This is a genomic window from Flavobacterium hiemivividum, from assembly GCF_004349145.1.
In the GTDB taxonomy this organism is placed as follows: Bacteria; Bacteroidota; Bacteroidia; order Flavobacteriales; family Flavobacteriaceae; genus Flavobacterium; species Flavobacterium hiemivividum.
The window spans coordinates 276,525-294,273 of record NZ_SMFO01000002.1 but is presented as its reverse complement, the minus strand read 5'-3'; the positions used below and the strand labels follow the sequence as shown (position 1 = coordinate 294,273).

The 17,749-nt window shown below is 33.7% G+C and carries 17 protein-coding genes; 3 read left to right on the top strand and 14 right to left on the bottom strand.

Annotation, left to right across the window (positions count from 1 at the left end):
• Window positions 1-36: 36 nt before the first annotated feature.
• Entirely contained in the window at window positions 37-804 is a 768-nt protein-coding gene (locus tag E0F98_RS05300; protein WP_132109575.1) for a sulfite exporter TauE/SafE family protein, read from the bottom strand.
• Window positions 805-953: 149 nt separating this feature from the next.
• Between E0F98_RS05300 and E0F98_RS05295 the strand changes: the two genes are divergently transcribed.
• Window positions 954-1,475, top strand: coding sequence for a DUF7935 family protein (locus E0F98_RS05295; RefSeq protein WP_132109574.1), 522 nt, complete (start codon window positions 954-956; stop codon window positions 1,473-1,475).
• Between the two features lie 57 nt (window positions 1,476-1,532).
• Here the strand turns inward: E0F98_RS05295 and E0F98_RS05290 are convergent, their stop codons facing one another.
• Window positions 1,533-3,602: a M1 family metallopeptidase gene (locus E0F98_RS05290; protein ID WP_132109573.1), complete on the bottom strand. Its 2,070-nt coding sequence runs from the start codon at window positions 3,600-3,602 to the stop codon at window positions 1,533-1,535.
• 101 nt (window positions 3,603-3,703) lie between these two features.
• Here E0F98_RS05290 and E0F98_RS05285 point away from each other — a divergent pair, with 101 nt between their 5' ends.
• Window positions 3,704-4,438, top strand: a complete 735-nt coding sequence (locus tag E0F98_RS05285) for a Dph6-related ATP pyrophosphatase (protein WP_132109572.1) — start codon at window positions 3,704-3,706, stop codon at window positions 4,436-4,438.
• 63 nt (window positions 4,439-4,501) lie between these two features.
• On the opposite strand, the gene E0F98_RS05280 is transcribed toward E0F98_RS05285, so the two are convergent.
• From E0F98_RS05280 to pyrR, 9 genes are all read right to left on the bottom strand, one after another.
• Window positions 4,502-4,960 carry an SRPBCC domain-containing protein gene (locus E0F98_RS05280; RefSeq protein ID WP_132109571.1) on the bottom strand — a complete coding sequence of 153 codons (459 nt, stop codon included), beginning with the start codon at window positions 4,958-4,960 and terminating at the stop codon, window positions 4,502-4,504.
• Window positions 4,961-5,328: 368 nt separating this feature from the next.
• Window positions 5,329-5,877, bottom strand: coding sequence for a DUF1697 domain-containing protein (locus E0F98_RS05275; RefSeq protein ID WP_132109570.1), 549 nt, complete (start codon window positions 5,875-5,877; stop codon window positions 5,329-5,331).
• A gap of 290 nt (window positions 5,878-6,167) precedes the next feature.
• Window positions 6,168-6,671 (bottom strand): CAP domain-containing protein, encoded by a 504-nt coding sequence (locus E0F98_RS05270; RefSeq protein ID WP_132109569.1) that lies wholly within the window; start codon window positions 6,669-6,671, stop codon window positions 6,168-6,170.
• A gap of 387 nt (window positions 6,672-7,058) precedes the next feature.
• The gene (locus tag E0F98_RS05265) at window positions 7,059-7,601 is read right to left on the bottom strand and encodes a CAP domain-containing protein (protein ID WP_132109568.1); all 543 of its coding nucleotides are present in this window, start codon (window positions 7,599-7,601) and stop codon (window positions 7,059-7,061) included.
• A 174-nt stretch (window positions 7,602-7,775) separates the two neighbouring features.
• Complete coding sequence (gene pdxH, locus E0F98_RS05260; RefSeq protein WP_132109567.1) at window positions 7,776-8,420, bottom strand: pyridoxamine 5'-phosphate oxidase; 645 nt, start codon at window positions 8,418-8,420, stop codon at window positions 7,776-7,778.
• Between the two features lie 92 nt (window positions 8,421-8,512).
• Window positions 8,513-9,418, bottom strand: coding sequence for a ribonuclease Z (locus E0F98_RS05255; protein WP_132109566.1), 906 nt, complete (start codon window positions 9,416-9,418; stop codon window positions 8,513-8,515).
• Window positions 9,419-9,458: 40 nt separating this feature from the next.
• A complete protein-coding gene (locus tag E0F98_RS05250) occupies window positions 9,459-9,791 on the bottom strand; it encodes a ribonuclease Z (RefSeq protein WP_132109565.1) in 333 nt (110 codons plus the stop codon).
• 52 nt (window positions 9,792-9,843) lie between these two features.
• Window positions 9,844-10,770 carry an aspartate carbamoyltransferase catalytic subunit gene (locus tag E0F98_RS05245; RefSeq protein WP_132109564.1) on the bottom strand — a complete coding sequence of 309 codons (927 nt, stop codon included), beginning with the start codon at window positions 10,768-10,770 and terminating at the stop codon, window positions 9,844-9,846.
• A 60-nt stretch (window positions 10,771-10,830) separates the two neighbouring features.
• Window positions 10,831-11,370, bottom strand: a complete 540-nt coding sequence (gene pyrR / locus E0F98_RS05240; RefSeq protein WP_132109563.1) for a bifunctional pyr operon transcriptional regulator/uracil phosphoribosyltransferase PyrR — start codon at window positions 11,368-11,370, stop codon at window positions 10,831-10,833.
• 201 nt (window positions 11,371-11,571) lie between these two features.
• On the opposite strand from pyrR, the gene E0F98_RS16015 reads away from it, so the two are divergent.
• A complete protein-coding gene (locus tag E0F98_RS16015) occupies window positions 11,572-11,745 on the top strand; it encodes a hypothetical protein (RefSeq protein ID WP_165929287.1) in 174 nt (57 codons plus the stop codon).
• 71 nt (window positions 11,746-11,816) lie between these two features.
• Here E0F98_RS16015 and E0F98_RS05235 read toward each other — a convergent pair whose 3' ends face one another.
• The 3 genes from E0F98_RS05235 to nagB form a co-directional block, all read right to left on the bottom strand.
• Window positions 11,817-13,436: an ABC-F family ATP-binding cassette domain-containing protein gene (locus tag E0F98_RS05235; RefSeq protein WP_132109562.1), complete on the bottom strand. Its 1,620-nt coding sequence runs from the start codon at window positions 13,434-13,436 to the stop codon at window positions 11,817-11,819.
• Window positions 13,437-13,665: 229 nt separating this feature from the next.
• Window positions 13,666-15,732 carry a beta-N-acetylhexosaminidase gene (locus E0F98_RS05230; RefSeq protein ID WP_132109561.1) on the bottom strand — a complete coding sequence of 689 codons (2,067 nt, stop codon included), beginning with the start codon at window positions 15,730-15,732 and terminating at the stop codon, window positions 13,666-13,668.
• A gap of 29 nt (window positions 15,733-15,761) precedes the next feature.
• Window positions 15,762-17,699 carry a glucosamine-6-phosphate deaminase gene (nagB, locus tag E0F98_RS05225; RefSeq protein WP_132109560.1) on the bottom strand — a complete coding sequence of 646 codons (1,938 nt, stop codon included), beginning with the start codon at window positions 17,697-17,699 and terminating at the stop codon, window positions 15,762-15,764.
• Between the last annotated feature and the right edge of the window lie 50 nt (window positions 17,700-17,749).

Here is a 17,749-nt window from a genome sequence, read left to right as displayed (position 1 = left end):
TTAGAAAAGTTGAGACTGCATTATTTGAGTGTATTCTTAGATCCAAAAGACATCATAAGCAAAACGGATCAAGGTACCCACAACGATAATCAAAAAGAAAATGCGAATAAACCCATTCCCTTTATTTATAGCCAGTTTAGCGCCGAGCCATCCCCCAAGCGCATTGCTTGCAGCCATGGGCAAAGCAATAGCCCAAATAATTTTTCCTTTCATCATAAACAAGCAGATCGAACCAAAATTTGTCGCTAGATTAACCATTTTAGCATTGGCAGAAGCCTGAAGAAAATCAAACCCCATCAAAGCGATAAAAGCGACCACAAAGAAACTTCCTGTTCCCGGACCAATAAATCCGTCATAAAAACCAACTACAAAACTGATGATGATTGCATTTAAAATCTGAGTTCTTTCGGAAATATTTCTCTCCACGTGCTGTCCGAAATTTTTCTTAGCATAGGTGTAAATTGCCAAAAGTGAAAGAATGAAAAGCAGTAAAGGCTTCATAAAGTCATTGCTCATATAAGTCAATAAAGCAGACCCTAAAAATGCTGAAGGCATGGCCAGTCCCATCATAATAAACAGCAATTTCCAGTTCATATCTACCTTTTTCAAGTATTGATAAGCCGCAAATGAAGTTCCGCTAAAGGCTGGGATTTTCAAGGTTCCAATTACGGTAGAAACCGGTAAATTAGGTAATAATATTAGCCCAACGGGCGTTTGAATAAGTCCACCGCCACCTACTATGGCATCAATAAGACCTGCTGCAAAAGCAGCAATACAAAGAAAAACAATGATATAAACCTCCATTAATGGCACGAAATAAAATGATGAGACACTAAACCTTGTTGAAAAAGTAATATTTTTTGCAAAAGTACTACTCCGTAGATACATTCCATTACAATTCATGTGAATTTATCTCCAAAAAGTATATTTTTGCTTTACCAAATTGAAAACAAATGAATTCTCCTCTTATCGTTGAAATAATTGCCTATACTCTTCCATCTTTAATTACAGGTGGTGTTGCCTATTTTTTATTTAATTCTCATTTTAAAGACCAACAAAATACCCGAAGATGGTTGTTGCAAAAAGACAATCAAGCATCGACATTGCCCGTTCGCCTGCAGGCTTATGAGCGTATGACTTTGTTTATGGAGCGTATTAACCCTTCGCAATTGATGGTAAGAATCAGCCCTCTTTCTGAAGATAAAAATGACTATAGAAATTTTGTAATTGCACAGATAGAGCAAGAATTTGAGCATAATCTCGCCCAACAAATTTATATTTCGGAACGTTGTTGGTCCATTATTGTTACAGCCAAAAATGCAACAATTCAGATGATTCGATTAGCTGCCGCAAACGAAAAAGTAACAAATGCTGATGGTTTACGAGAATTAGTTCTAAGTGATTTATTAGAAAAACCATCTCCTAGTAGTGCCGCTTTGGCTTTTATAAAAGATGAGGTAGGACAGCTTTGGTAGTATAAAAATGTTGTGTTTTTTATTTGAATAAAGCAGCGATAATAATTACGGTATCATCTATTGCAATTCCTTTAAAAGTCTCTTTAGCTGGAATTCTTCTTTTTCATCTAGTTGAGACACTAAGTTCTCAAATGAAATCACCATTTCCTTGTTTTTTAACATTGTTCGAATATTATCTCTTCCAAACTTAGAGAATTGCCACATATGATGTGTAGTCGCGTTTACTAAATTCTTTAAAACAGCAGCATTAATTAGTTGGAAAGCAATCAGCTTTTCTAAAGCTTTTTGACGTGTAATTGCTTCAAATTTAGGTGAAGAATAATTGATTAATTCCGCTATTAAAGATGCTTTGTCTGCATCATATTCTGGCGTTGATACCGCCAGTGATAACCATAATGTCTTTAGATTATTATCACTAAAACCAACCCAGTCTTTAGATTTCTCCAAGTAGTTTGATCTATGTTTGGGAAAATTATTCCATAAATAGAACAGCGCTATTTCCTGCGTTTGATAGGATTTATCATCTAACAAAGTCTCATATTGTAATCTAAAATCTTCTGGGATTTTTGAATTTGTATTGGCTACAGCCTGACGAACTGGGATGTTATTAGTAGCTAAAGCCAATTCCAATAACTGTTTTTTAGCTTCAAATTTTTCGCTTTTAAGTTGGTTAACAAGCGCTTCCTTTACCGTATAATACACGTCTGATGTAAGGAGCTCTGCCATATACGCTGATTTTTCAGCTAATGGTTTTTTCTTTAGGATATCTAATTCTAATAAAAGTCTGGTGGTTTTATTTTTACCCAATAACTCATTGATTTCATTATTACTAACAACAGTTGATTCAAGCCAAACTTTACTTAAATTATTGGTGTCGAAATCAGATACTCTATTAACTTCCCGGAAAAAATCAGCTGTGGTTACGTTTTGAAAAGCGTATTTTTCTAAGTAGCGACGCACGACTTTTTTAAATGCTTTGTCGCCTATTGCCTCATGTAAAACGAATAATGTCCAAGCCCCTTTTTGATAAAAACTTAAGGAACTTGCTTTCTCATTCATCACCGGAATCGAGTCGGTTCTAGAAGCATATTTAATTTGCTGTGCTGATTCATATAACTTAGAATAAAAATAATCGTCGCCATAGATTTCCCGTTCGGCAAGTAAGGCATAATAAGTAGCAAATCCTTCTTGCAACCAATGATGTTTTCCACTTTCGGCGGTGATAAAATCTCCAAACCATTGATGCGCCAGTTCATGGGCATTGACATTGATATAATTGCGATCTTCAAAACCTGTAGAATCGACCACATACCTACTTGAAAAAAGGGTAGCCGAGGTATTTTCCATTCCGGCATATAGAAAATCACGAACCGGAATTTGCTTATAAACTTTCCAAGGATACTTCACTCCTATTTCTTTCTCCAGAAAATCAAACATTCTAGCAGAATACCGATACGTTGCTTCGTATCTATCTGCATGATTCTTTTCTAAATACAATTCTAATTCGGTTCCACATTTTGTTTTCTCTGTATATTTATCAAATTTACCAATGGCAAGCATCAGCAAATAAGAACTCATGGGCTTTTCCATCTTATATTGCCATGATGAACTATTGCCGTTCGTTGTTTTATGAGTCAGTACTCCATTTGAAATTGCCTGATAATCCTGATTAAAAACCAGTTCCATACTAAAAATCACTTTTTCATTCACATCATCAAAACTAGGAAACCAATGACTTGTATATTTCCCTTGTCCCTGCGTCCATATTTGTAAATCATCTGCTGCATCAGAACCTACAAAATACAGAGCCTGCTTTGGTGTTGCTTTATATTCGAAACTGATTTCGTTTTTACCCTTTTTAAACGGAAAGATGATTAGCAATTGCTTCTCAGAATTTATGAAGCCCACGTCTTTGTTATTCAGTTTTACCTTTGTAAAACTCATGTTTTGCGCATCTATTTTTATAGTATCAATAGGCATTAAAACCTCCAACCAATAATTGACAGAACCCGCAACCGATTTTTCTTTAGGATCTAAACTGATTTGACCGGAAACCGATTTGAAATCAACGTATTTTGTTTGTTGGGCGAAAGCCAACGTGGATAGTAAAAGAAACAGATATTTCATTCAAGAAAATTTAAGAAGTAAAACCCAAAGTTACAAAGGATTCAGAAACAAATAGAAGTAATTTTGTAAGTTTGTAGACATAAATTTTGACCCAAAATACATTGAAAAAGATTGCCTTATTTAACTGGAGTAGCGGAAAAGACTCTGCTCTCGCCCTATATAAAATTTTAAAAGACCCAGAATTTGAAAAACACTGCTTGCTAACGAGCGTCAGCGAGCAATTTCAGCGTGTTTCCATGCATGGCGTGCGCATAGAATTACTAAAGCAACAGGCTAAAAGCATAGGATTACCGCTAGAAATTATGCAAATTCCAGAAATGCCCACTATGGAAGCTTATGAAAGTGTCATGGAGAATACACTTGAAAAACTGAAGAAGCAAGGCGTAACGCACTCTGTTTTTGGTGATATTTTCTTGGATGATCTCCGTAAATACAGAGAAGACAAATTAGCCACAATGGGATTGATAGGTGTTTTTCCGCTTTGGAAAGTACCAACTCATGATTTGATAAAGGAATTCATTGCGCTAGGGTTTAAAACCATCGTTGTTTGCGTTAACGAGCGTTATCTCGATAAAAGTTTTGTAGGACGCCTTATCGATCAAAATTTTATAAACGATTTACCAGAAAATGTAGATGTTTGTGGCGAAAACGGTGAATTTCACACTTTTACTTTTGATGGACCTATATTCGCAAAACCAATTGATTTTGAAGTTGGCGAAATCGTGTATCGAAAATACGAGAAACCAAAAACGGTTGCTTCAAATAGCGCTTGCGATACTGATTCCACAGACGCATTTGAATTCGGATTTTGGTATTGTGATTTAATAGAAAAATAGTGATCGTAATAAAAACTCCGAAGACCTAGAGGATTCGGAGTAGAATCTATGGCAGTACTAATTTTAGATCTTCCATTTTGATGCACTTATTTGTTCCAATCGGATTTCGACATAATTTTTAAAATTATCCAAAATAGCTTGCCAACCTTCTCTTTGTAATTCGATAGAGTTTTCAGTTTCTGCTTCAAATAATTCTATTACTTTGGTTTGATTATCTTCAGATGTGAAAATAATTTTTACTTTTCTTCCGTCTTCTATAGTGTATGTAATTTGCTCGTATATTTTAACCTCTTCATATTTACCAATAAAATCAAAACCCGTACTACCGTCTTTGGCTTCCATCCTATAACGAAATTTACCATCCATTCGGCAATCATTCTCTACGTAGGGTGTATGCCAATCCTTTGAAGCTACATTCCACACAACAATATTCTCGGGCGTGATCCAGTTCTTCCATACCGTTTCTACGGGTGCGTTAATCATAGTTTCAACTGAAATAATCGTTCTCGCATCTGCTTCCATATTACTATTTTTATATATTTTCAAATCTTTCGTAGAAGAAATAGAATTTCAAACCTCCTTCTAGTGTTATTCCAAATCCTTGTAGTGAAGTATTAATTGTTTAACATAGCACATTCAATAATTTCTATTTAAGACAGTTACAAAATTAACTTTTACGCAATTTATCAATAAAATTAAAACAAAAAATCCAATACTCCTCTGAATACTATCATAAGAAATCAATTAATAATTCCTTTTTTATTGGCTTATCGCCAACATAAAAAAACTCCGAAATCAAATGATTCGGAGTTTGGGATACTATTAATGTAGAATTTTAAGAAAAATAAGTCGATAATCTACTAATTCAAAAGGTTTCAATCTCAATCAAATTAAACCATTTCTTCATACATCTTTAACAAATGTGTCACGGTATTCCAGTTTCTTATGGTTGCTGTAAGATTTAGTTTTTTCTCAATATATTTTTGATCAAGTCTCGTTTTTCCAGCTCCAACGGCGTATTTAATAAAAATTCGATTGCCATCTAAATAAGCTTCGTCGGGTTTAAATTGGCTAATTTTCAAATCATTGATGTTTTCAGACCCAAGTTCTTTCGATACAAAAGCAACATATAATTTCTTAGTGTCTACTTCTTTTTCTTTCAAAAAGGGATTATTGGTGAAGCAAGCTTGTAAGTCAGCCGCATTAATAACGATCACTGGTACATCACCGCCAAAAACTTTAAAAAGTTCCTGTTTGATGATAAAACCCACTTTGAGAGCGCTTTCTTCCTCAGTAGTTACAAAAACATTCCCTGATTGAATGTAGGTCTGCACTTTTGTGAAACCAATGTTTTCCAAAGTTGTTTTTAGCGCATCCATTTTAATCATGTTGTGACCAGAAACGTTTATACCACGAAGCAGTGCGAGATGGGTTGTCATTTTATCTTTATTTTGATTGCTCCAAAGATATTGTGTTGATGTCACTTTGCCAATTTATTCTATTTTAAAATTGCAATACTTTACGATCCTCTATGACTAATTATTATAGAAAAGCATCGATTATAATTCATTAACTATAATTACTTAAAGTGATACTATTATTCGGGAAACGAACAAAAAAAAAGAGACTGCTATTGGGGACAGCAGCCTCTAATTTGAAAAAAAATTATTGAAGTAAAAAAAAGAGGCTGCGATTTGGGAACAACAGCCTCATTAAAAAAATAATCTACTTATATTTTCGCAAAGATGTTAGTGTAATATTTTTTACCAGTTACCGAATTTTCTCTGATAGAAATTCCGAAATGAGTATAATTTCCAACTATATTTTCTTTGTGACCTGGACTTTTTAACCATGCAGCTACTGCAGCTTCAGGCGTATTGTAATTGTATGCTATATTTTCACCCACTGTTTTTGCTCCAAGATTTTTTATAATTTTATCAGAACGGTCTACAAAACCATCGTGATTAACCACATTATTAGTGATCATATAATTATCATGCACTTCTGATTTCGCAGAGATGTAATTAATTTTCTCTAAGGCATTAAGACCAACACTTACTCTATAATCATTTATTAGTGCTAAGGTTTCTAACTCAATTGGAGAATATGTATAATTTACTACTACTTGAGTTTGAGCTTCTACTGGCGTTACTTCAGAAGAGTCAGAAGAACAAGAGTTCAAAGTAAATATTACCGCTAATAATAGTACTGTAGGAAGTAAAATTTTTTTCATAATTCAGTAGTTTAAGTTTAAAGTAGATTGTGGGGCAAACTTCTTTAATGTTGTATCTTAATTGTGTTCTAATTCTCCTCAAACATACATACAATTCCGTTAAACAAACAAAAAAAATCGACGAACTACATCATTATTAAAAATACTTGTAATTTTTCTTACTTTTTCAAAAGAAATACTGAACTAGCTTATTAAAGAATATAATTTTGGAAATCTAAATTTCACTCTTGTAATTGACTTTTTTAACTTCTAAATGAATAGCTCATCCAGATTCAAAAAGATAGTATTTCAAAATCTATATTTAAATAAAAATGTTTTACACTTTTAGGATAAAAAAATACCGTCTATTTTTAAAGAGACAGTATTTTTATTAAATAAAATTATGATTTACATCTTTGCAAAAATATTGGTGTAGTATTTTCTTCCAGTTGCAGAATCCACTCTAATTGAGACACCAAAATTTGTATAAGCGCCTTCAATATTCGCTTTATGTCCTGGACTTGCCATCCAAGCATCAAAAGCAGCTTGTGCTGTACTAGAATTATATGCAACATTTTCACCTACTGATTGAGCGTCTAGAGTTTTCATTATATCTTCGGCACGTACTGTAAAGTTATTGTGACTTAGCATACTTGTACTAATCATATAATTACTATGACCTTCCGCCTTTAAGGAAATATAATTCGCTTTAACTAATGCAGGTAAACCAATGCTAACTCTGTGCGCATTAATTAAATCCACAAGTTGATTTTCAGAAGTAGAATAAGAATAATTATACAAGTCTACAGTTGCCGTAGATGTTTGTGAAATAGTAGGAGATTGTTTATCCAATGCGATGGATTCTGGTGTTTCGTAAGAATCTGTTGAACAAGAATTCATAGTAATTATAGCCGAAATAAGGCCTAATACTAAAAGTGATTTTGATCTCATAAAAAAATTGTAGTAGATAAATAATAAACTTGTTAGCATCCGCTACTTCATTTATTATTATTTTGAATATTAGTTGTTTTCCAAATTCAAAACTACTTTTTTTATCGACAAACAATCAATTAAAATCGACGAAATACATTAATTTAACACCAGCCTTTACGTTTTTCCTACATATCAAGGAGATAGTCTTTCAATTTTCCAAGAAAAATCTTCTAAGCTTTTATATCTAATTCTGTCATGTAAACGATTAGCCCTTCCTTGCCAAAACTCAACTTCAACTGGAACAACTAAATAACCACCCCAGTGTTGTGGTCTTGGAATCACGATGCTATCAAAATCTTCTTCTAATTGCTTTAGATTTTCCTCAAGATATGTGCGAGATGGAATTACTTCACTTTGATTAGAAACTAGGGCTCCCAACTTGCTTCCTTCAGGTCTTGAGTCAAAATAATTATCTGAGATTACTTCTGAGGTCTTTTGAGCAATTCCTTTTATAATAACCTGGCGCTCCATACTATGCCAAAAAAAAGAAAGACATATATTTGGGTTTGCTTCAATCGCTTTGCCTTTCTCTGAATTATAATTGGTATAAAATATAAAGCCTTCTTCTGTGAATTTTTTTAATAATACAACTCTAGCCTTTGGAAATCCATCGAGACCAACTGTCGATACAGTCATCGCATTTACTTCTTCATTTCCTCCAAAACCTTCTGTTTCGTGGAACCACCTGTTGAAAAGGTTGATAGGATCTTCTGGAATGTTAGATTCTAATAACTCACTCTTTTCATACGATTTTCTATAATTGCTTAAATCTTGCATTTCTATGTGTTTTTAAGATGATTCTATTATTAAACTATCAGTTTCTAAAAATAAGGCTATTTCTTTTATTTGTTAAATCGTTCGGACTGAGGCTAAAAGTCAAAACTACGTCCGTCGTCAGCTAATAGAACTTCGGGGAAAATAGTTTCTGCTTCCTCTTTAAAAAGACTAATATTTTCATAACGCGTAGAATAATGCCCTAAAACTAATTGTTTTACATTAGCTTTCAAAGCAATTGTCGCAGCTTCTTTTGCTGTGGAATGCATGGTCTTGCCTGCCAGCGTTTCTTCTGATTGCAAAAAAGTAGATTCATGATACAAGACATCTACTCCTTCTATTATTGGAATTATATCCTCATTGTATTTGGTGTCAGAACAGAATGCGTAGCGCAATGGTGGTTTTGGATCGAATGTTAATTGTGTATTTTCAATTATCCTTCCATCATCTAAGGTGATATCTTTACCGTTTTTAATATTTTGATAATAACATTTGTCAATTTCATAATTCTGAACAGCGTCCGTATTCAATTTTCTTTTATCGGTCTTTTCTTCGAATAAAAAACCGTTGGTATAAATACGGTGTTTCAGCGGTATTGTTTTTACAACCACTTTATCATCTTCAAAAACAATCTCGCTTTCATTCGATTCTAATTCATGAAAATGTAAATTATAATTCGTCCAGGAATTGGTCAATCGCAGCTGCAACTTTATAATTTCTTTGATTCCTTTTGGTCCGTGAATATGTAAATCTGTAGTTCGATTAAGCAATGTAAAAGTGGACACTAAACCTATAAGGCCAAAAAAGTGATCGCCATGCAAATGCGATATAAAAATATGATTAATTTTAGAAAATCTGATTTTGTTTTTACGCAATTGTACTTGTGTACCTTCTCCGCAATCAATTAGAAATAATCTATTCTTAATTTCTAAAATTTGAGACGTCGGATTTGTAAATGTACGTGGAGTAGCTGCATAACAGCCTAGTATTGTTAGTTTCAAAATGATACTTTTCGATTAAAGACAATAGAATAAATGATTTTTAAAAACCTAAATCTCTTTCAATTTCTTCCATTTCGATAATATCATTAGCTTCCAGTAAAGAAGGAACCACAGTTAGTTTATCTGGAACAGCATTAAAATCTAAATCTGAAACGACAACTACAAATGATTTTTTTGCTTTTTTATGCTCTTTAGAAAGAGGTAAGAATAATTTTACTTCATCGACAGTTAAGTCTTTATGATGTAAAAGATCTATTGTAATATTATGATTTTCAAAGGTTTTATATTGATGCGTAACTTTCATCAAAAAAGAAGTGAAATCCCCTTGAGTATCTTTAATTGTAATTGTGTGGCCTTTTTGATCTACTTTCATTGTAATGGGATTTCAAAATTTCTATATAGCTAAGATACTACCTTTATTTTTATTACTGAATTTTTGAAGCCAAAAGATAGATGACTGCCATCCTAATTGCTACCCCATTTTCTACCTGGTTTAAAATAACAGATTGACTAGAATCCGCCACTTCAGATGTAATCTCCACACCTCTATTTATAGGTCCTGGATGCATGATTACAATTTCCTTATTCAGAGAATCAAGTAAGGTTTTATCAACTCCATACTGTTGCGCATATTCTCTAGTTGAAGGAAAATAATTCACATCCATACGTTCGTTTTGCACGCGCAACATATTAGCAACATCACACCATTCTAGCGCTTTACGTAAATTTGGCTCTACGGTTACTCCAAGTGATTCTATGTGTTTTGGGATTAGCGTTTTTGGCCCGCAAACTTTAACTTCGGCACCTTGCATTTGCAAAGCATAGATATTAGATAACGCAACTCTGGAATGCAATACATCACCAACAATTACCACTTTCTTACCTCCTACTTCACCTAGTTTTTCTCGTATCGAATAACTATCTAAAAGACCTTGCGTAGGATGTTCATGTGCACCATCACCTGCATTTATGATACTTGCTTTCACGTTTTTAGACAAAAAGTAAGCTGCTCCAGGATTCGCATGACGCATGACCACCATATCGACTTTCATCGATAGAATATTATTTACGGTATCGATTAGAGTTTCTCCCTTCTTTACAGAAGACTGTGCTGCCGAAAAACTAATCACATCTGCAGATAATCTTTTTTGTGCCAGTTCAAAAGAAAGTTTTGTTCTGGTACTATTTTCGAAAAATATATTGGCAATTGTAATATCTCGTAGCGAAGGTACTTTCTTTATGGGACGATTAATGACTTCTTTAAAATGATCGGCTGTTTCAAAAATAAGGTCAATATCACTCTTGTTAATATATTTTATCCCTAATAAATGATCTACGCTTAATTCTTTCATTTTTTTACGATTATTTTTATTTTTATAAAATTAGATTCTTCCCGACTTAAATCAAGTCTTCTAATTAGTCACTAAATACACTGCGTCCTCACCATTATTTTCACTCCACTCCACCTTTACCTTTTCATTGTTTATGGCGTCAACTTGTCTCCCTCTAAAATCAGGCTGAATAGGTAAATTACGACTAAAACGTCTGTCAATTAAAACAAGTAACTCGATTTCTGAAGGTCTGCCAAAAGATTGAATCGCTGTTAAGGCAGATCGAATGCTACGGCCTGTAAACAATACATCATCAATAAAGATTACTTTCTTGTTTTCGACAATAAAATCAATTTTAGTTTCATTTGCTTCTAATGGTTTTTCGGTTCTTCGAAAATCATCTCTAAAGAACGTAATATCCAAGAGGCCTAATTTTATTTCAGGCGTATTATATTCCTTTTCCAAAATTTTTTTAAGTCGCTCCGCAAGAAAAGTTCCTCTAGGCTGAATTCCTATTAGAATTGTATCTTTAAAGTCGAGGTGTTTTTCAATTAGCTGACAAGCCAAACGATGCAGAATGATATTGACTTCTTTGGAATTGAGCAATACTTTTTGAGTCATAATAATGTGTTGTGTTTGGTTTTGCAAATATACGAATTCCAATTTAGGATTTAATAATTAAAATTGGAGATTAAAAATTCATTTTAACAAAATTACAATTACAATAATTGTATAACATAAATACGTAATTATGTAAATATAAATTTAACATATCTACTTAATTTTATCAAACCTAAAAAATTAAACTAAATACTAGAAATTATGCAAAATAAAATAATTAGAGTTTTACTGCTTTTAACGGTAGTATTATCGCTTACGGGATGTTCTGTAATTGAAGGAATTTTTAAAGCTGGAATGGGTGTAGGTATTTTTATAGTCATCGCTGTCATTGCGATTATCCTCTTTGTTGTGAGTAAATTATTTGGCAAGAAATAGCCGAATCAAGGTATAAAAAAACTCCTGCAACACGATGTCGCAGGAGTTTCAAATATAGTTTTATATCGCTATTATTTAGCGTACATCTTAGTTCTTAATTCTTGAACTTTTTCATCATCTAAATATTCATCAAAAGTCATATAGCTGTCAATTGCTCCATTTGGTGTCAATTCAACTACTCTATTCCCCACAGTTTGAGCAAATTCATGATCATGAGTTGTAAAAATTACAGATCCTTTAAAGTTTTTCAATGAATTGTTAAACGCTTGAATTGACTCTAGATCCAAATGATTTGTAGGCTCATCAATCATCAATATGTTAGCTCTTTCCATCATCATTCGAGACATCATACAACGTACTTTTTCTCCTCCTGATAACACTCTACATGTTTTTAATGCTTCTTCTCCTGAGAAAATCATTTTCCCTAGGAAGCTACGAATATTTACTTCGTCACGTTCTTCTTCTGTTTTTACCCATTGACGCAACCAGTCTACAAGTGACAAATCATTTTCGAAAAAAGAATGATTTTCTACCGGTAAATAAGCTTGATTCGTCGTTACTCCCCAATCATAAGAACCTGAATCCGCTTTTTGGTTCCCGTTCAAAATTTCGTAAAAAGCAGTTGTGGCACGTGAATCTTTAGAAAATAAAACAATTTTATCTCCCTTGGCCATATTTAAATCAACACCCTTAAACAAAACTTCACCATCAATAGATGCGCTTAGATTCTGGATATTCAAAATTTGATCTCCAGCTTCACGCTCTTGGTCAAAAATAATCGCTGGATAACGACGACTTGAAGGTTTTATCTCAGATATATTTAACTTACTAATCATTTTCTTACGGGAAGTAGCTTGTTTAGACTTGGCTACATTCGCAGAAAAACGACGAATAAATTCTTCTAATTCTTGTTTCTTTTCCTCTGCTTTTTTGTTTTGTTGTGCACGTTGTTTTGCAGCTAACTGGCTTGACTCATACCAGAAAGTATAATTCCCTGAATAATGGTTTATTTTACTATAATCAATATCAGAAATATGAGTACAAACAGAGTCCAAAAAGTGACGGTCATGCGATACTACAATTACTGTGTTTTCATAGTTTGCCAAGAAATTTTCTAACCAAGCAATAGTCTCAAAATCCAAATCATTGGTAGGCTCATCCATTATCAGTAAATCTGGATTTCCAAATAAAGCTTGTGCCAAAAGGACACGAACTTTAATTTTTCCCTCTAGATCTCCCATTAATGTAAAATGGTGCTCTTCTCCAATTCCAAGATTTGATAGCATTGCAGCGGCATCAGAATCAGCATTCCAACCACTCATTTCTTCAAATTGCACTTGCAATTCACCTATTCTATCTGCATTTTTATCATTATAATCTAAATAGAGCTCGTCCATTTCTTTTTTGATAGCATATAAAGTCTTGTTCCCCATAATTACGGTTTCCAATACAGTATGTTCATCAAACATATTGTGGTTTTGACTTAAAACCGACATACGTTTCCCAGGCTCTAAATGGACATGACCTGATGTAGGGTCCATTTCACCTGAAATTATTTTAAGAAATGTAGATTTCCCAGCTCCATTAGCACCGATAACTCCATAAATATTACCGTGTGTAAAGGTGGTATTTACTTCGTCAAACAAAATTCGTTTGCCAAATTGAACTGATAAATTATTAATTGTTAGCATGTATCTCTTTTTATAAAATTTCCGCAAAAGTACGAAAAAATAATCATTTATTTAAGGCAATATTCTTCTGTGTTTTTAAATCGAATTTGTTATTGCTTCAATAAACTAAAAAAAACCTGGCAATTAATTACCAGGTTCCACATCATTTCTTTAAACAAAACCATTTAACCAAATAAAGAAAAGATTGTTCTAAAAAAGGCTAATTCAATTCCTCTTTTTCGAAACTTTTTTACATTAACTTTTTTAAACTATTATAAACCGCCAATTCTACATCAGCATGTTCTTTAGAATTGCATTTTTCTAAAAGATCTTTAATAGAAGTAGTATTAGTAACTTGTTTCATCTCAATCACCAATAAAAGCTGCTGTGACAAATCGCTTAGACTTTTTGATAAAGGCAACAGCGGCTTTACAAGTGGTGCATTAGCACTTAATGCAATTAAATTTGTATCCATCTCAATCCATTTTCTAAAGAAATCAGTAACCCTTTTTTGATTCTCCGTATTTTTATTTTCTAAGTACTTATTTACCGCGCTATCAAAATCTAATGCATCCGAAGCATCGGCTGTACAGGCATCAGCAAATAATGTCAAAGGAGAGTACATCTGATATTCAGTTCCGCCAGCATTACGCTTATAGATTTTCAGTGGTTCGCATACATTCGAAAAATCTTCTAAAGCTCTTGTTTCCTGATTATTACTTATATTTCTTAAAATTACATGTTTGTTTCGAATGTGTGTAATTCCAAGTTCTTCGAGTCGAAAGGATACTGTTTTCATCCTTTTATGCATACTATTTAAATCCACCACCTCTTGATTAGACCATAATCGCTCAGCAATGGCTGCAGTCCTTGGCCAAATTCTGGAATCAAGCGTTAGCGGAGTTACGAGTTCGGTCCACATGGTTGCTTCTCCACCTAATATTCTGGATTTTTCATCAGCTGTTAGATTGCTTCCTTTGGGAATTGGATCATTCAAATAATGGTCATTTACACTTTGCATCAAATCAATATAATATCCATTTGACAAAACGGTTTTATAACCATTTTTTGCTGCATTTGCAACTGATTGCCCAACGGGCACGCCTTCATTTGGTCCTTTCCAAGAATGTATAATGGCTGTTTTAGACATGTCTTTTGTCATAATCTCTTCCCATCCCATCAATTGTTTTCCATGTTTTTTCAACATCGGAACTAATTTCATCGTAAAATGGGTTTGAAGATCATGATTAGTAACCAACTTATTTTTCTTTTTAAATTCCTGAATTCGTGGGTTTGAATCCCAATCCTTTCCTTCATTTTCATCGCCGCCAATATGGAAATAGGCACCCGGAAATAATGGACAAACCTCATCAAAAATTTCACTTAGTAATTGATAGGTTTTCGGATTCGTGGGATCTAAAGTTGGATTAAAAATACCTGCATTTCTTTCGATTCCGTAAGTTGACAAAGCAATTGCTTCCCTATTCTTCTCTGAATTTCCGTTTGTCAAAGGAATTATTTTGCTGCCCAATTCTGGATAGGCAGTTAATATAGCAGAAGCATGACCCGGAACATCAATTTCTGGAACAACAAGAATCCCTCTTTCATCAGCATATTTTACAATACTTTTAATTTCTTCTTGAGTATAGAAAGAGCCATCCGAAGCCAATGCAGTTAATCTAGGATGTTTCTTTATTTGAATTCTCCAACCTTGATCGTCAGTTAAATGCCAATGAAAAACATTCATTTTGACAGCCGCCATGGCATCTAGATTTCGTTTGATTACGTCTACGGGCTGGAAATGCCTTGCTACATCGATCATTAGACCTCGCCAAGTAAACCTCGGCAAATCTGTTATCGAGGTTGTCGGGAAAAAGTAAGAATTACTATCATTTTGCAATAATTGCAATAAAGTTTCTAATGCATGTAGGGCTCCAATATCGCTTGTGGCATTAATCGTAATTTTGTTGGGTTGAATATCTAAATGGTAACTTTCGTCTTCATAGAGATCAATCTTTCCTTTTTTAGAGCAATTAATTTGCAACTCGGCCTCCGGAAATTCGTTCAATTGAGTTACAAAGCCTTGAGTCAGGAACAAGCCAGTTCTTCCATCTAATCGTCGTAGAAAATTTGTAGTTCCTACATAAATTCTCGAATTTGGATCTCCAGTAATATTTACTTTAAAATTTTTAGTAAGTGCAAAAACACCTTCTTGCATGGTTATATTCTGAGGCCATGGCATCAAATTTAAATTTTCTTTTTTTATTTGGGCATTTGATATAAAAGCCACAAATAATAAGATTAAGGAGTATTTCATATAGTAGTAACTAAATTTAAATGTTATTTTTAATAATCAAAACGCTTAAAAGCCTCTATCGCTTCGTACTCTGACAAGCCCAAATCGTCATACAGTTTTGCTGTGTTTCTATTTCGATCTTCAGCTCGAACCCAAAATTCCCTAGAATCATTTCCTTGAAACATCACCCTGTCTTTTTGGGATTGATGATATAAAATCGCGTGTTTTTTCAATAAAACTTCGTCTGGACTCAATGGTACTGCCATATCAATTTCATGTAAATCCCATTCATGCCAAGCGCCGCGGTACAACCATAACCAGCAATCATCCATGTAAGATTTATGTTTTAATTGTTTCATAGCTGCAAAAACGGCATTCAAACAAACTTCATGAGTTCCATGGGGATCAGCTAAATCACCAGCCGCAAAAACTTGATGGGGTTTTATTTTTTCGATGATATCTGCTACAATACTAATATCTGCTGCGCTTATGGGCTTTTTCTTTATCTGACCGGTTTCATAAAATGGCATGTCAAGAAAATGGGTGTTCTCATCTTTTAAACCTATATATCTTGTTGCGGCATAGGATTCACGACGACGTATTAAAGCTTTTAATTTTCTAACTTCTAAAGAATCTGATTGATTCTCTGATTTAGTATTTAAAAAATCTACAACAGCACGGAAATTAATTTTGCTAGCATCATCGCCAACAAAATCATTAGCCACCTCGGCAAATTTTAAAGCTTCGTCATCAGTAACTGCAATGTTCCCTGATGTTTGATAAACGACATGTACATCATGTCCTTGCTTTATTAATTTCGAAAAAGTACCGCCCATTGAAATCACATCATCATCTGGATGAGGACTAAAAAGAACTACACGTTTTTTTGCAGGGTACGCCCTTTCAGGTCTATGAGAATCGTCGGTATTAGGCTTTCCTCCTGGCCATCCTGTTATAGTGTGTTGTAAAACATTAAACATATTAATATTCAAATCATAAGCGGAACCTTCTTGCGCTAGAAGATCTGACATGCCATTATTGTTGTAATCTCTGTCTGTTAATTTGAGAATGGCTCGATTTGTTTTTTGGCAAAGCCAAACAATTGCTTTACTCTTCAATTCCTGTGTCCAAAAACATTCCCCTACTAACCAGGGTGTTTTGAATCGAGTCAATTCTGAAGCCGCAGATTGATCCAGAACAAAAGTAGTATTAGTATGATTTTGCAAGAATGTAGCAGGAACCTCAGAACTAATATCACCCTGAATCGTTCTTTTTATAATATCAGCTTTATTTTGTCCCCAAGCCATCAGTACAATTCTTTTAGATCGCATAATGCTAGAAACTCCCATGGTGATCGCTCTCTTTGGAACATTATCAATTCCATTAAAATCAGATGAAGCATCAACTTTAGTAATATAATCTAAGGTAATGATCCTAGTTCCTGAATTGATATGAGAACCTGGCTCATTGAATCCAACATGACCTGTACGTCCTATTCCCAGCAATTGAAAGTCCAAGCCACCTGAATTTCTAATATTCATTTCATAATCAATACAATACTGATTTAACTCTCCTATAGCCACAGTTCCATCAGGAATATTGATGTTTTCAGGTTTAATATCAATATGATTAAAAAGATGTTGGTGCATGAAATAGTGGTAACTCTTGCTGTTTTCTTTGGTCATTGGATAGTATTCATCCAAGTTGAATGTAATCACATTCTTAAAACTAAGTCCTTCTTCTTTGTGCATGCGTACTAATTCCTCGTACACTTTTATAGGCGAAGAACCAGTTGCTAGACCTAGAACACAAGCTTGGTTTTGCTCTTGCTTATCTCTTATTAATTGAGCTATTTCTTGGGCGATAATTAAAGACGCTTCACTTGAACTTTTGAAAATCTCGTTGTGAATTTTTTCAAATCTGGTGTCTTCAAATTTTCCAGCACTTTTATAACTTATATCCGGTTTAATTTCTAAAGAAATTTTCATTTTATATTGTTTAATACGACTTTATAAAGAAGTGGTTTTTAAAAATGGTA